This is a genomic window from Staphylococcus sp. HMSC068G11 (genome assembly GCF_001815825.1).
Classification (GTDB): domain Bacteria; phylum Bacillota; class Bacilli; order Staphylococcales; family Staphylococcaceae; genus Staphylococcus; species Staphylococcus epidermidis.
In genome coordinates, this window is record NZ_KV822054.1 from 16,654 (window position 1) to 30,076 (window position 13,423).

General features: G+C 32.8%; 13 protein-coding genes. 10 read left to right on the forward strand and 3 right to left on the reverse strand.

The window, feature by feature from the left end; all coding sequences use genetic code 11:
* Positions 1-87 precede the first annotated feature (87 nt).
* Positions 88-798 (reverse strand): purine-nucleoside phosphorylase, encoded by a 711-nt coding sequence (gene deoD / locus HMPREF3058_RS00530; protein ID WP_002447810.1) that lies wholly within the window; start codon positions 796-798, stop codon positions 88-90.
* 206 nt (positions 799-1,004) lie between these two features.
* On the opposite strand from deoD, the gene deoC reads away from it, so the two are divergent.
* From deoC to HMPREF3058_RS00550, 4 genes are read left to right on the forward strand one after another with little or no spacing between them, the layout of a single operon-like run.
* On the forward strand, positions 1,005-1,667 hold the full coding sequence (gene deoC, locus HMPREF3058_RS00535; RefSeq protein ID WP_002458726.1) for a deoxyribose-phosphate aldolase: 663 nt from the start codon (positions 1,005-1,007) through the stop codon (positions 1,665-1,667).
* Between the two features lie 33 nt (positions 1,668-1,700).
* The gene (locus tag HMPREF3058_RS00540) at positions 1,701-3,002 is read left to right on the forward strand and encodes a pyrimidine-nucleoside phosphorylase (RefSeq protein WP_002491189.1); all 1,302 of its coding nucleotides are present in this window, start codon (positions 1,701-1,703) and stop codon (positions 3,000-3,002) included.
* A gap of 12 nt (positions 3,003-3,014) precedes the next feature.
* Complete coding sequence (gene deoB / locus HMPREF3058_RS00545; RefSeq protein WP_002496991.1) at positions 3,015-4,205, forward strand: phosphopentomutase; 1,191 nt, start codon at positions 3,015-3,017, stop codon at positions 4,203-4,205.
* Complete coding sequence (locus HMPREF3058_RS00550; protein ID WP_001829969.1) at positions 4,202-4,552, forward strand: DoxX family protein; 351 nt, start codon at positions 4,202-4,204, stop codon at positions 4,550-4,552. The genes deoB and HMPREF3058_RS00550 overlap by 4 nt, the downstream gene beginning before the upstream one ends.
* Positions 4,553-4,711: 159 nt before the next feature.
* Here the strand turns inward: HMPREF3058_RS00550 and HMPREF3058_RS00555 are convergent, their stop codons facing one another.
* A complete protein-coding gene (locus HMPREF3058_RS00555) occupies positions 4,712-5,182 on the reverse strand; it encodes an S-ribosylhomocysteine lyase (RefSeq protein ID WP_001829929.1) in 471 nt (156 codons plus the stop codon).
* A 226-nt stretch (positions 5,183-5,408) separates the two neighbouring features.
* Between HMPREF3058_RS00555 and HMPREF3058_RS00560 the strand changes: the two genes are divergently transcribed.
* The 3 genes from HMPREF3058_RS00560 (at position 5,409) to HMPREF3058_RS00570 (ending at position 8,622) form a co-directional block, all read left to right on the forward strand.
* Positions 5,409-6,593, forward strand: a complete 1,185-nt coding sequence (locus tag HMPREF3058_RS00560; RefSeq protein WP_001829962.1) for a M20 family metallopeptidase — start codon at positions 5,409-5,411, stop codon at positions 6,591-6,593.
* Positions 6,593-7,783, forward strand: coding sequence for an L-aspartate--L-methionine ligase LdmS (locus HMPREF3058_RS00565; RefSeq protein WP_002491191.1), 1,191 nt, complete (start codon positions 6,593-6,595; stop codon positions 7,781-7,783). Before HMPREF3058_RS00560 ends, HMPREF3058_RS00565 begins: the two co-directional genes overlap by 1 nt.
* 173 nt (positions 7,784-7,956) lie before the next feature.
* Complete coding sequence (locus tag HMPREF3058_RS00570; protein WP_002447806.1) at positions 7,957-8,622, forward strand: DUF2750 domain-containing protein; 666 nt, start codon at positions 7,957-7,959, stop codon at positions 8,620-8,622.
* 221 nt (positions 8,623-8,843) lie between these two features.
* On the opposite strand, the gene coaW is transcribed toward HMPREF3058_RS00570, so the two are convergent.
* On the reverse strand, positions 8,844-9,641 hold the full coding sequence (gene coaW / locus HMPREF3058_RS00575) for a type II pantothenate kinase (RefSeq protein WP_002458722.1): 798 nt from the start codon (positions 9,639-9,641) through the stop codon (positions 8,844-8,846).
* Between the two features lie 302 nt (positions 9,642-9,943).
* On the opposite strand from coaW, the gene HMPREF3058_RS00580 reads away from it, so the two are divergent.
* From HMPREF3058_RS00580 to HMPREF3058_RS00590, 3 genes are all read left to right on the forward strand, one after another.
* On the forward strand, positions 9,944-10,804 hold the full coding sequence (locus tag HMPREF3058_RS00580) for a GNAT family N-acetyltransferase (RefSeq protein WP_070731036.1): 861 nt from the start codon (positions 9,944-9,946) through the stop codon (positions 10,802-10,804).
* A gap of 110 nt (positions 10,805-10,914) precedes the next feature.
* The gene (gene rpoE / locus HMPREF3058_RS00585) at positions 10,915-11,451 is read left to right on the forward strand and encodes a DNA-directed RNA polymerase subunit delta (RefSeq protein WP_002491186.1); all 537 of its coding nucleotides are present in this window, start codon (positions 10,915-10,917) and stop codon (positions 11,449-11,451) included.
* Positions 11,452-11,787: 336 nt separating this feature from the next.
* The gene (locus HMPREF3058_RS00590) at positions 11,788-13,395 is read left to right on the forward strand and encodes a CTP synthase (protein WP_002491188.1); all 1,608 of its coding nucleotides are present in this window, start codon (positions 11,788-11,790) and stop codon (positions 13,393-13,395) included.
* The last annotated feature ends 28 nt before the right edge of the window (positions 13,396-13,423 follow it).

Sequence of the window (13,423 nt, forward strand, 5' to 3'; positions counted from 1 at the left end):
TCTCAAATATTTTTAGTGTAGCTATTTGAAAAGAGTGGGACGACAAACGCATTTAGTGTTTGTCATCCCACTCTATTTTTATATTTTCTATTCGGCTATTTCGAGTGCTATTTCCATCATTTGAGTAAATGATGTTTGTCTCTCTTCTGCACTAGTGGCTTCATCTCTTAGAATATGATCACTCACTGTAAAAATACCTAAAGCCTTTTTATTTGCATGGATGGCATTTAAATATAAACCTGCAGACTCCATTTCGATACCTAAGATACCCATTTTTTTCCATGAATCATTAAAAGTTGAATCAGCATTATAAAATGTATCAGATGACAAAACGTTACCTACGTGTGATACGGCACCAATTTCATCAGCAGCTTTCTTAGCTTTCGCTACTAGATTAAAATCAGCAATAGGTGCAAAGTGACCCGGTATATTAAATTGATCAACATAATTTGAGTTTGTAGAAGCGGCTTGTGCAATAATTACATCATATAAATTGACATCTTCTTGAAGAGCGCCACACGAACCTACGCGAATGATTGTATCCACATCAAAGAAATGGTAAAGTTCATAAGAATAAATGCCAATACTTGGAATCCCCATCCCAGACCCCATTACAGAAACTTCTTTGCCTTTATAAGTTCCAGTGTAACCAAACATATTACGTACTGTATTGAATTGTTCAACATTTTCTAAAAAATTTTCAGCAATATATTGAGCACGTAATGGATCGCCTGGCATTAATACAGTTTTAGCTATTTTAACTCCATTTGGGTTAATGTGAGGTGTACTTTCTGTCATAATATATCTTCTCCTTAATAGTCAGTTCGCAATATCATTATAACCGTTATATTACCATTTTAAGATAACATTTGTTTATCTTTTTTGCGAATTTTTGTACTATATAATTAAAGGTAAATATGTTTTGTTTTTTAAAGATATATTAAAGTTATGTGAAGATTTAATATTCTGAGATAGTAATAAACTAAAAACATGGAGGAAAAATGATGAATAAAGCAAAATTAATAGACCATACATTATTAAAACCTGATTCAACAAAGGAACAAATTGATACTATTATAAATGAAGCAAAAGCATATCAGTTTAAGTCTGTATGTGTGAACCCTACACACGTACAATATGCATCTGAACAACTTAAAGGAACTGATGTTTTAGTGTGTACTGTTATTGGATTTCCACTAGGTGCAACAACTACAGCAGTTAAATCTTATGAAACAAAAGATGCGATTAATAATGGCGCTCAAGAGATTGATATGGTGATAAACATTGGAGCACTTAAGGATGGTCGTTTTGATGAAGTGCAAAATGATATCGAAGCCGTCGTTCAAGCAGCCAATGGTAAAACAGTTAAGGTCATTATTGAGACTGTTTTATTAACTGAGAAAGAAAAGATTAAAGCATGTCAATTATCTGAAGCGGCAGGTGCACATTTTGTTAAAACATCCACAGGTTTTGCTGGTGGGGGTGCTACAGTTGAAGATGTAAAATTAATGAAAGATACTGTTGGTGATCGTTTAGAAGTGAAAGCGTCAGGTGGCGTGAGAAATCTAGAAGATTTTAACAATATGATTGAGGCGGGTGCTACACGCATTGGTGCTAGTGCCGGTGTGCAAATTATTCAAGGACTTGAGTCGAATACTGATTACTAATACTAAATTTATTGTCTAAGGGAATGATGAATAATGAGAATGATTGACATCATAGAAAAGAAACGAGACGGTAAGTCATTAACAAGAGAAGAAATAGAATTTTTTGTAAACGGATACACTCGTGGGGAAGTTCCAGATTACCAAGCTTCAAGTTTAGCTATGGCGATATTCTTTCAAGATATGAATGATGAAGAAAGAGCCGCATTGACAATGTCAATGGTTAACTCAGGAGAGAGAATCGACTTAAGCGATATCAATGGTATAAAGGTAGACAAGCATTCTACAGGGGGCGTCGGTGATACAACGACACTCGTTCTTGCCCCATTAGTAGCGGCAGTAGGTGTTCCAGTTGCAAAGATGAGTGGTCGTGGTCTAGGACATACGGGGGGTACGATAGATAAATTAGAATCAGTTAAGGGATTTAATGTTGAAATCAGTGAAAAAGATTTTATAAAACTTGTAAATGATAATCAAGTAGCAGTAATAGGCCAATCAGGCAATCTCACACCAGCTGATAAAAAATTATATGCATTGAGGGATGTAACAGGAACAGTTAATTCTATTCCCCTCATCGCTTCGTCCATAATGAGTAAGAAAATTGCTGCTGGTGCAGATGCAATTGTTCTAGATGTCAAAACTGGCAGTGGTGCGTTTATGAAGACGCTAGATGATGCCGAAGCGCTTGCGCATGCGATGGTTAGAATCGGTAATAATGTAGGTCGTAATACGATGGCTATTATTTCAGATATGAGTCAACCTTTAGGAAATGCAGTTGGTAATGCGCTCGAATTAAAAGAAGCTATCGCAACATTAAAAGGAAATGGACCGAAAGATCTAACAGAGCTTGTGTTAACACTTGGTTCTCAAATGGTTGTCTTAGCTGAACAAGCAGAATCTTTAGATGAAGCGCGTCAGATGTTAGTCGATGCTATAAAAACAGGAAAAGCTTTAAACAAATTCAAAACATTTCTATCGAATCAAGGAGGAGATGACTCAATTGTGCATTCTCCTGAAAAGTTGCCTAGCGCGAAATATCAAGTTGAATTTAAAGCTAAAAAAGATGGTTTTATAACTGAAATAATAGCTAATGAGATAGGCGTTGCTTCAATGATGTTAGGCGCTGGTCGTCAAACAAAAGAAGACGATATTGATTTAGGTGTAGGTATCGTGTTAAATAAAAAAGTAGGAGAACATGTTGAGAAGGGTGAAAATATTTTAACTATTCATACAAACACCAAAAAGATCGATGATATTTTAAACAAACTAGACAATAGTATTACTATTGAGAGTAAGGGCGAAGCTCCAACCTTAATTCATAAAATAATAACCGAGTAGGAGATGTAAATGATGACTAGACCGTTCAAAAGAATTCATCTAATAGTTATGGACTCAGTAGGTATAGGCGAAGGTCCTGATGCAGCGGCATTCAATGACGAAGGATCACACACTTTAAAGCATACTTTAGAAGGATTTAAGCAAAAGTTACCACATCTAGAACAACTTGGATTAGGAAATATTGCACCGCTTCCTGTTGTTTCAAAAGTTACGCATCCGGGTGCGTTTTATACCAAACTAAGTGAAGCTTCAGTAGGCAAGGATACAATGACAGGACATTGGGAAATTATGGGGTTAAATATAATGCAACCATTTAAGGTTTATCCAAATGGTTTCCCAGCAGAGCTTGTTAAAGAGATTGAATCAATGACTGGACGCAAGGTTGTAGCAAATAGACCTGCTTCAGGAACTCAGATTATTGACGAGTGGGGCGAACATCAAATGAAAACTGGAGATTTAATAGTTTATACTAGTGCTGATCCAGTTTTACAGATTGCTGCACATGAAGACGTGATTCCACTTGAAGAACTTTACGAGATTTGTGAAAAAGTTCGTGAACTAACAAAAGATCCTAAATATTTAATAGGAAGAATCATTGCTCGACCATATGTTGGAGAACCTGGTAACTTCACTAGAACTTCTAATCGACATGATTACGCGTTAAAACCATTTGGACGAACAGTGATGAATAGCCTTAAAGATAATGGTTATGATGTAATCGCGATTGGTAAAATTAACGATATTTATGATGGTGAAGGCGTGACAGAAGCTATACGTACTAAAAATAATATGGATGGTATGGATCAATTGATTGAAGTTGTAAAAAAAGATTTTGAAGGCATCAGTTTCCTTAATTTAGTTGATTTTGATGCATTGTATGGCCATCGTCGTGATAAAGAAGGCTATGCTCAAGCAATTAAAGATTTTGATCTTCGTTTACCTGAATTAATGAATCATTTAAGAGAAGATGATTTAGTTATTATTACAGCTGATCATGGTAATGATCCAATTGCTAAAGGTACAGATCATACACGTGAATACATTCCACTTTTAATGTTTAGTCCAAAAATTAAAGATTATCATGAACTTTCACAAGACACGACATTTAGCTCTATCGGTGTTACAATAGCAGATAACTTCAACGTAGAATTACCTAAATATGGAAAAAGTTATTTAAAAGAAATGGGGGTTGAGCATCAATGAAGGTTTTAAGATTCTTATTAGGACTAGCATTTGGAACAGCTGGTGTTTTACATTTTACTAGAGAGAGACAATTTAGAAATATTGTTCCAGATTATTTACCTTTACAAAAAACTGCCGTATTGGTAACAGGGGTCATAGAAATCTTTTTTGGTATCATGTTGCTTATTAAAAGGCCAGCATCATGGTTGAAAAAGGGTATTAATTTATTCTTGTTAGCAGTGTTCCCAGCAAATATTTATATGGCTCGTAAAGGATTGCCATTAGGTGACAAAGAACTACCTAAATGGGCACTTTATTCTAGATTACCATTGCAATTTGTGCTTATTAAAGCCATTAAAAAATTATAATTTTTTCAGAAAATAAGACCTTCTAAAATGATGACTAGTTAGCATTTTAGAAGGTTTTTTATAAAAAAAGAGAAATGTCGAAGGGAAGATTTATTCGACATTTCTCCATAATGATATTAATTAAGCGTTTTATGCTTAGTTGTATGGTTAAATGGTTAACTATTTACCTTCTCCATAGATGTCGTTCCATTGCTCTCTTTTATCTAAGAATGCTTGAGCAATTGTTTTAGCACCTTCTAAAGAATGACTTGCAGCCCAACCACATTGAACCTCATTACAAGCTGGAACTTCGCTAGCATTTAACACATCATGCAATGTTTGATCTATAATATTTAATACGTCATCGTAGTCGTCATGATTAATAAATGAAACATAGAATCCAGTTTGACAACCCATAGGACTTAAATCTACTACTTTATCAGTATGATTTCTAATGTTTTCTGCCATTAAATGCTCTAAGGAATGTAGACCAGGCATATCCATATGTTCCTTATTAGGCTGTTTGAAACGAATGTCATATTTGTGTATGACATCACCATTAAGACCCTCCATAGTACCGGCTAGACGAATAAAAGGTGCAACAACCTTAGTATGGTCTAAATTAAAGCTTTCTACATTCATTTTAGTCATGCATTTATCCTCCTTATTGCTATATAGCAATTTTTGTTTAATTCAATAAATAGATTGTAACAATACTCATATACATTTACAATTTTTCTAAACTAATAGACTGTTATCTTTTAAATTGTAAGAAAATTGTGTAAAAATTAATGACAACCAATATTAAATCCGATAAAATAAGTAATAATTAAAAAAGAATGATTGATACGCAAAGTTTCAAAGGGAGTTAGATACAATGCATAATAAACAAAAGATATTAGATTTTATAGAGAATAATAAATATGATTATGTTGAAATAAGTCATCGTATTCATGAACGCCCTGAATTAGGCAATGAAGAAATTTTTGCATCGAGAACGTTAATTGACCAATTAAGAGCAAATCGATTCGAAATCGAAACGGATATTGCAGGACATGCAACAGGATTTATAGCAACGTATGATTCTGATATGACTGGACCGGTTATAGGATTTCTAGCTGAATATGATGCTTTACCTGGTCTTGGTCACGCGTGCGGGCATAATATTATTGGTACTGCTAGCGTACTTGCTGCAGTAGCACTAAAAGAAGTCGTCGATGAAATTGGTGGTAAAGTAGTCGTTTTGGGATGTCCTGCTGAAGAAGGTGGGGAAAATGGCTCCGCAAAAGCTTCTTATGTTAAAGCAGGTGTCATTGATGAAATTGATGTGGCATTGATGATTCATCCTGGAAATGAAACCTATCGTACAATTAATACTTTAGCTGTAGATGTTCTAGATATTAAATTCTATGGACGTAGTGCGCATGCATCTGAAAATGCAGATGAAGCATTAAACGCTTTAGATGCAATGATTTCATATTTTAATGGTATAGCACAGTTAAGGCAACACATTAAAAAAGGACAACGAGTTCACGGGGTTATTTTAGACGGTGGTAAAGCGGCTAATATTATACCTGATTTTACACATGCGAGATTTTATACTCGAGCTACTTCGCGGAGAGAACTTGATGTTTTAACTGAAAAAGTAAACCAAATTGCAAGAGGTGCTGCGATTCAAACTGGGTGTGATTTTGAATTTGGTCCTATCCAGAATGGTGTAAACGAATTTATTAAAGCGCCTAAACTTGATGATTTATTTGAAAAATATGCAACTGAATTAGGAGAAGAAGTGATTGATGATGATTTTGGTTATGGATCTACAGATACAGGTAATGTAAGTCATGTTGTACCAACAATCCATCCACATATTAAAATTGGTTCTCGAAATCTTGTAGGACATACCCACCGCTTTAGAGAAGCGGCTGCAAGTTTACAAGGTGATCAGGCACTAATTCGAGGTGCAAAAATTTTAGCATTAATGGGACTAGAATTAATCGAAAATAAACCGTTGTTAGACGAAATAATTGAAGAGCATACGCATATAAAGGGGCATGTTAAGTAATGAATAATAAAGTAAATGGTCCGTTTCTCACACTTAGTGATTTGTATAATGATGACATTGTTTACACATCTCGACCTTCATATGTGTCGAATCCATGGTTGAAACCAGATGAACATCAATCAAATTTCTTAACTGGAAGAGAATTACTTATAGCTAATCGTTTTCCTGTCATTGTTCATGAGGCAAGTGTTACAAACAAATTAGAACAACTTTTTAATATAGTGGGTAGGGAAATTCCACCACATACTTATAAATTTAATAATCAAGAAACATATGAAAGCTTGATAAGGAATTTAGCTCTTCATTACGGTAAAAAAATCTACTTTCAATATATTCATGATGAAGATATTCTACCTAAAGAATATTATGCACTTGATAAAGATGTTTTTGTTGCTCTTAATAATAAAGCACGAATTCCGGAATGGACTAATAACAAATATCTACCACAAAGAGAAATTGTCTCAATTAAAGATTTTGAATCTCGTATTCAAACATGGTCGTATCCATTTGTCATAAAACCAGGCGATGATTTACCTACAGCAGGAGGATATGGTGTTATGATTTGTTATAATGATACAGATTTAGATAAAGCTATCACACGCATCAACAATGCATCAGCAGAGACTGAACATTTAATCATTGAACAAAAAATTAATGCAGTGAATAACTATTGTGTACAATTTGCTTATTCAGATGATATTGGTATCAAATATTTAGGAACAGCGCAACAGTTAACTAATGACTATGGATTTTACAACGGAAATGAAAATGTTAATGATGTGCCTCAGAATGTAATAGACGCTGGTAGAGAGATTATGGAAATAGGCGTAAGCAAAGGTTTTTTTGGTGTAGCAGGTTTTGACTTACTAGTAGATGATAAAAATGATGTTTATGCGATTGATTTAAATTTTAGGCAAAACGGATCAACGAGTATGCTACTTTTAGCAAAAGATTTAACTCATGGATATCATAAATTTTACAGTTACTTTTCTAATGGAGATAATACAAAATTCTATAATGCTATTTTAAAATACGTAGAATTAGGTGTACTTTATCCACTTTCCTATTACGATGGAGATTGGTATGGAAAGAATCAAGTTAATTCTAGATTTGGCTGCATTTGGCATGGAGAAAATAAAGAATTAATTAATCGATATGAACAACAATTTATATTGGAAGCTGGATTATAAGTGTATGATTCTTTAAGGATATTAAGTAGTGTTTGATAAAGAAGTTAGAATAATCAATCATGTCCCAGTTTACAAATAAGATTTGAATTTTAACATTATTGACTATCAATCGTTAGTATTTTAAGATTTAAAGTAAGAAACACTATGAATAACTTATGAATTGAGGGTTAAGTATGTCATACAAATATGAAGCATTTTTTAAAGATATTTTGATTAATGAATATATTTATTTTGCTTCAAAAAATAAAAAATTAATTAGAATACAACATGAGAATTTGCCATTTATTGCTATGTGGACAGACGAAAATGTTGCTGAGTCTTATTTGTTACATCATTCAATCGAATACGACAAAATCATTAGAGCAGATATTGACCGTTTTGTAACATATGAAATGGATGAAATCTTTGATCCTGGTGACAAAGTTTTAGTTAATGTGAATAATGGTGAAGAAGGAAACATTGTAGATATAGTTAAAATGACTGATGAGTTAATGTCTGAATTAGATGATATAAGAATGAGAGAGTTTGTTAAAGATGTCGCAAAATATGACGAAGTATACGGATTGACAAACAAAGGTGAAAAGAATTTTATTATGATTTCAGATGATGACCATAATAAACCTCACATCATGCCTGTTTGGAGTATTAAGAGTAGAGCGCGTAAAGTACGTGATCAAGATTTTGAAGAATGTGATTTAATTGAAATTGAAGGTAAAGTCTTTAGTGAATGGTTAGACAAGTTACGCGATGATAATAAAGCAGTAGCGATTGATTTGAAATCAGGTGTTGTAGGTACTGTTGTATCAGCGCAAAAATTGTCAAATGAAGCAACATTTTAATTGATTATATTAGAAAAAGTCTGCAACATGTGTTTATAGTATTTACACCCCAAAAGTTAGATTTTAGTTTAACTTTTGGGGTGATTTTTTATAAACGAATATTATAAATTTGATAGTAAAATGATGTTTGAAGCTAACACTGAGAAAATTCAACGTATAAAGTAAGTTAGATGGTAAGGTAAGTAACAATCAATACCAATTTGCTTCCACTCATCTTCCTATTAGAGGTAAAGTGCTCCTAAAGCGCCTGAAAAAGCACCATTCTCAATATAGTATGGTTTAAATCCTCTTAGAACAGTGTAATTCTCAACAACTTCACGTAGTAATTGATTGTTATTAAATGATGAACCGATATATACAACGTGCTTAGTCTTATATTCACGTGCTAAAGTAATAGCCATAGTTGTTATAACTTCACCAACGACACCAATTGCAGAGGCAAGTTTGTTAGCTGAAGTAAACTGATTATCTAAGTGATGTAATACATTTCCAAAATTTGCTGCTGTTAAATCTCCAGGAATTGGTGGTTCAGTATCTTTATAAATATGTTTTACTTTTAAATCAATGGCATCACGATCACCATTTTGAGCTAAATTCGTTAATTCTTTATAATCTGTTATATTGGACAATAAATAGCCTAAACCTTGTATCATCCCACCTCCGGTACCTACACCTCCAACACGTTGTTGCTCTTTTCCGTCAAAATAGTGGAAAGAAGTACCTGTTCCTACATTAGCAAAAATGTAATGTTCAATTTGATGACCTTGTTCATCCAATAAAATTTCTAAACCTTTTGATGATGCATCGAACTCTACAAATATTTCAGGTGATTGATGAATTTGATCTGCTATTACTCCAGCATTTCCACCTGTAAGCTTTAATGTTTCAATTTCTTCATTGTTAAGCCAATCTATGACTTTTTGGATGTTAGTTGTTAATTCAGTTCTGTAATATCTGCGATTGTCATGCTCTTGTACAATTTTAATTAAAGTGCCTCCAGCATCAATTCCAATCTTCATATGTCTATCACTCCATAACAATTATTGTCACTCATTATAGTATAGTAAATTAACTGAAAAACAAGTGAATATTTATAGAAAGCTCTTATTAAGATACACTTATTTTAATAATAAAGTTAATAATAAATATAGGGTAGTCATTATAGTGATGACATACATATTAATAAAATGAGGTTGTAATGAGTTGAATTAGGGTAAAATGATGTTGAGCAAGAGAAAATGTTATACATAACGAGTCCGATAGTCATAATTATTTAATTCATATATAATATAAATGGTAATTAATAGATAGGGGTAAAGCAATGTTTATAAAAAGGGATTTTGATGATATTACAGTTCAAGTATATGAAGAAAAATATAGAAATGCACTTAACCAATTTGAATTAAGTGAAAGACAACAAATATATTCTTCATTACCTCAAACTGTTTTAGATGATGCATTAAAAGATGAAAATCGAATTGCCAATGTAGCTTTAAATAAAGAAGGAAAAGTAGTGGGGTTCTTCGTATTGCATCGTTATTATCAACATGAAGGTTATGATACACCAAACAATGTTGTTTATGTACGTTCATTGTCAGTTAATGAAAAGTTTCAAGGCCATGGATATGGGACAAAAATGATGATGTTTTTACCAGAGTATGTTCAAGCATTATTTCCTGATTTTACACATTTATACTTAGTAGTAGACGCTGAAAATCAAAGCGCTTGGAACGTTTATGAACGTGCAGGTTTTATGCATACAGCTACAAAAGAAGAAGGACCTATGGGGAAAGAAAGACTCTATTATTTAGATTTAGATTCAAAACATGTGTCTTCTTTAAGGTTAAAAGAGGGGGAGTCAGCATATAGTGATGATATTCATGTGATTAATTTGCTTAAAGATGATGTAAAGGTAGGGTTTATTGCACTAGAACAAAATGATAATAAAATGAATATTTCTGCAATCGAGGTTAATAAGCAAAATAGAAATGAAGGAATTGCAGAAAGTGCTTTACGTCAATTAGCAACGTATATACGTAAACATTTTGAAAACATTGAAGTTTTATCAATTACTTTATATGGCGAACGTAATGAGTTAAAACCATTGTGCTTGAATAGTAATTTTGTAGCAATAGAGGAAACTGAGGATTATACACGTTTTGAAAAATATATTAATTATTAACAGTGATTGCTAAATCACAACTTGTCATTTATAATTTATTTTTGTTACTATTAATAAATGATTATTTGACGTTAATTTAAAGAAAATCCTTTGAAAGGAAGTATTTTTATATGAAAATTCAAGATTACACAAAAGAAATGATTGATGAGAAATCATTTATCGACATGGCCTATACTTTATTAAATGATAAACAAACAACGATGAATTTATATGATATTATTGATGAATTTAAATCTTTAGGTGGATATGAGTATGAAGATATTGAAAATCGAATAGTCCAATTCTATACCGATTTAAACACAGATGGTCGTTTTTTAAATGTAGGAGAAAATCTTTGGGGTCTACGTGACTGGTACTCTGTAGATGATATTGAGGAAAAAATCGCACCAACAATTCAAAAATTCGATATTCTAGATGACGAAGATGAAGAAGATCAAAACCTTAAATTATTAGGTGATGACGACACTGATGAAGATGACGATATTCCTGCTCAAACAGAAGATCAAGAAACATTAGACGAGTCAGATAATGATGAAGATGATGTTGAAATGAATGATACAGATATCGTTATTGATGAAGACGAAGACGAAGATATTGCTGAAGGTGAAGAAGAAGCCTTTGAAGACGCCGAAGACTTTAATGATTAATCAAGTAACTATATTTTAATTTAAAAATATGTCTCGCTTTATAACAGAAACATTAAAGTGGGACTTTTATTTTTATTTAAAAGGTGGTAGTATTTTATTTGGGCTCCTTTAATTAGGACACGTGTATTAAATAGATACGCTCCCCTTACAATTGCTGTGAGAGGGAGCGATTTTTTTATTTTTAATATTCATAATGAAATGTAAAAGTGAATCAAATTGTTGAGTAATATACCAAATTTATTTCATTATTATTGTTAAATACATAGTTTACTCACAGTTTTTAATAGATTTTATCAATCATTAAATAGTTTACTAAATTATACAGGAGGTCAGACAATGACAAAGTTTATTTTTGTAACAGGCGGGGTTGTGTCATCATTAGGAAAAGGGATAACAGCCGCTTCTCTAGGAAGATTACTTAAAGATAGAGGACTTAAAGTTACAATACAAAAATTCGATCCATATTTAAATGTAGACCCAGGTACAATGAGTCCTTATCAACATGGTGAAGTGTTCGTTACAGATGATGGTGCTGAGACTGATTTAGACTTAGGACATTATGAACGTTTTATAGATATTAATTTAAATAAATATTCAAATGTTACTGCCGGAAAAGTATATTCACATGTGTTGAAAAAAGAGCGTCGTGGTGATTACTTGGGTGGTACTGTACAAGTTATTCCTCATATTACAAACGAAATTAAAGAAAGATTGCTATTAGCTGGTGAGAGTACTAATGCGGATGTTGTAATTACTGAAATTGGTGGAACAACAGGTGATATAGAGTCTTTACCTTTCTTGGAAGCCATTCGTCAAATTAGAAGCGACTTAGGTCGTGAAAATGTAATGTATGTACATTGTACTTTGCTTCCATATATTAAAGCTGCTGGGGAAATGAAAACAAAACCTACACAGCATAGTGTTAAAGAATTACGAGGCCTAGGTATCCAACCTGATTTAATAGTAGTACGAACAGAATACGAAATGACACAAGATTTGAAAGACAAAATCGCGCTATTCTGTGATATCAAAAAGGAAAGTGTTATAGAATGTAGAGATGCAGATTCTCTTTATGAAATTCCGTTACAACTTAGTAAGCAAAATATGGATGACATTGTTATTCAACGTTTACAATTAAATGCCAAGTATGAAACGCAACTGGATGAGTGGAAACATCTATTAGATACCGTTAATCATTTAGATGGTAAAATTACAATTGGTTTAGTTGGTAAATATGTGAGCTTACAAGATGCTTATCTATCAGTTGTTGAATCACTTAAGCATGCTGGTTATCCATTTAAAAAAGATGTTGTGGTAAAATGGATTGATTCAAGTGAAGTTAATGATCATAATGTTGAGGCTTATTTATCCGACGTTGATGGTATTTTAGTTCCTGGTGGATTTGGATTCAGAGCAAGTGAAGGTAAAATTGCAGCTATTCGTTATGCCCGTGAGAATAACATACCGTTCTTTGGCATTTGTTTAGGTATGCAATTGGCAACTGTTGAATTTGCGCGTCATGTTTTAGGCTATGAAGGTGCGCATTCAGCAGAATTAGATCCAAGTACACCTTATCCAATTATAGATTTATTACCAGAACAAAAGGATATTGAAGATTTAGGTGGAACCCTAAGACTTGGTCTTTATCCTTGCCACATTAAAGAAGGTACATTGGCAGAGAAAATTTATAATAAAAATGATATTGAAGAACGTCATCGTCATAGATATGAATTCAATAACGAATTTAGGGAACAATTAGAAAGTAACGGTATGGTCTTTTCAGGGACAAGTCCAGATGGTCGTTTAGTAGAAATTATAGAAATACCTAAAAATGATTTCTTTATTGCATGTCAATTCCATCCTGAATTCTTATCAAGACCTAATCGTCCACAGCTTATATTTAAATCATTTGTAGAAGCGGCGTTAAATTACCAACAAAAATAATTGTTTTGATGCACAAACAATATAAAGC

Bases quoted from the DNA above. Each gene is read 5' to 3' on its own strand.
- deoD (WP_002447810.1), bottom strand. From the start codon at position 798: ATGACAGAAAGTACACCTCACATTAACCCAAATGGAGTTAAAATAGCT.
- deoC (WP_002458726.1), top strand. From the start codon at position 1,005: ATGAATAAAGCAAAATTAATAGACCATACATTATTAAAACCTGATTCA.
- HMPREF3058_RS00540 (WP_002491189.1), top strand. From the start codon at position 1,701: ATGAGAATGATTGACATCATAGAAAAGAAACGAGACGGTAAGTCATTA.
- deoB (WP_002496991.1), top strand. From the start codon at position 3,015: ATGACTAGACCGTTCAAAAGAATTCATCTAATAGTTATGGACTCAGTA.
- HMPREF3058_RS00550 (WP_001829969.1), top strand. From the start codon at position 4,202: ATGAAGGTTTTAAGATTCTTATTAGGACTAGCATTTGGAACAGCTGGT.
- HMPREF3058_RS00555 (WP_001829929.1), bottom strand. From the start codon at position 5,182: ATGACTAAAATGAATGTAGAAAGCTTTAATTTAGACCATACTAAGGTT.
- HMPREF3058_RS00560 (WP_001829962.1), top strand. From the start codon at position 5,409: ATGCATAATAAACAAAAGATATTAGATTTTATAGAGAATAATAAATAT.
- HMPREF3058_RS00565 (WP_002491191.1), top strand. From the start codon at position 6,593: ATGAATAATAAAGTAAATGGTCCGTTTCTCACACTTAGTGATTTGTAT.
- HMPREF3058_RS00570 (WP_002447806.1), top strand. From the start codon at position 7,957: ATGTCATACAAATATGAAGCATTTTTTAAAGATATTTTGATTAATGAA.
- coaW (WP_002458722.1), bottom strand. From the start codon at position 9,641: ATGAAGATTGGAATTGATGCTGGAGGCACTTTAATTAAAATTGTACAA.
- HMPREF3058_RS00580 (WP_070731036.1), top strand. From the start codon at position 9,944: ATGTTTATAAAAAGGGATTTTGATGATATTACAGTTCAAGTATATGAA.
- rpoE (WP_002491186.1), top strand. From the start codon at position 10,915: ATGAAAATTCAAGATTACACAAAAGAAATGATTGATGAGAAATCATTT.
- HMPREF3058_RS00590 (WP_002491188.1), top strand. From the start codon at position 11,788: ATGACAAAGTTTATTTTTGTAACAGGCGGGGTTGTGTCATCATTAGGA.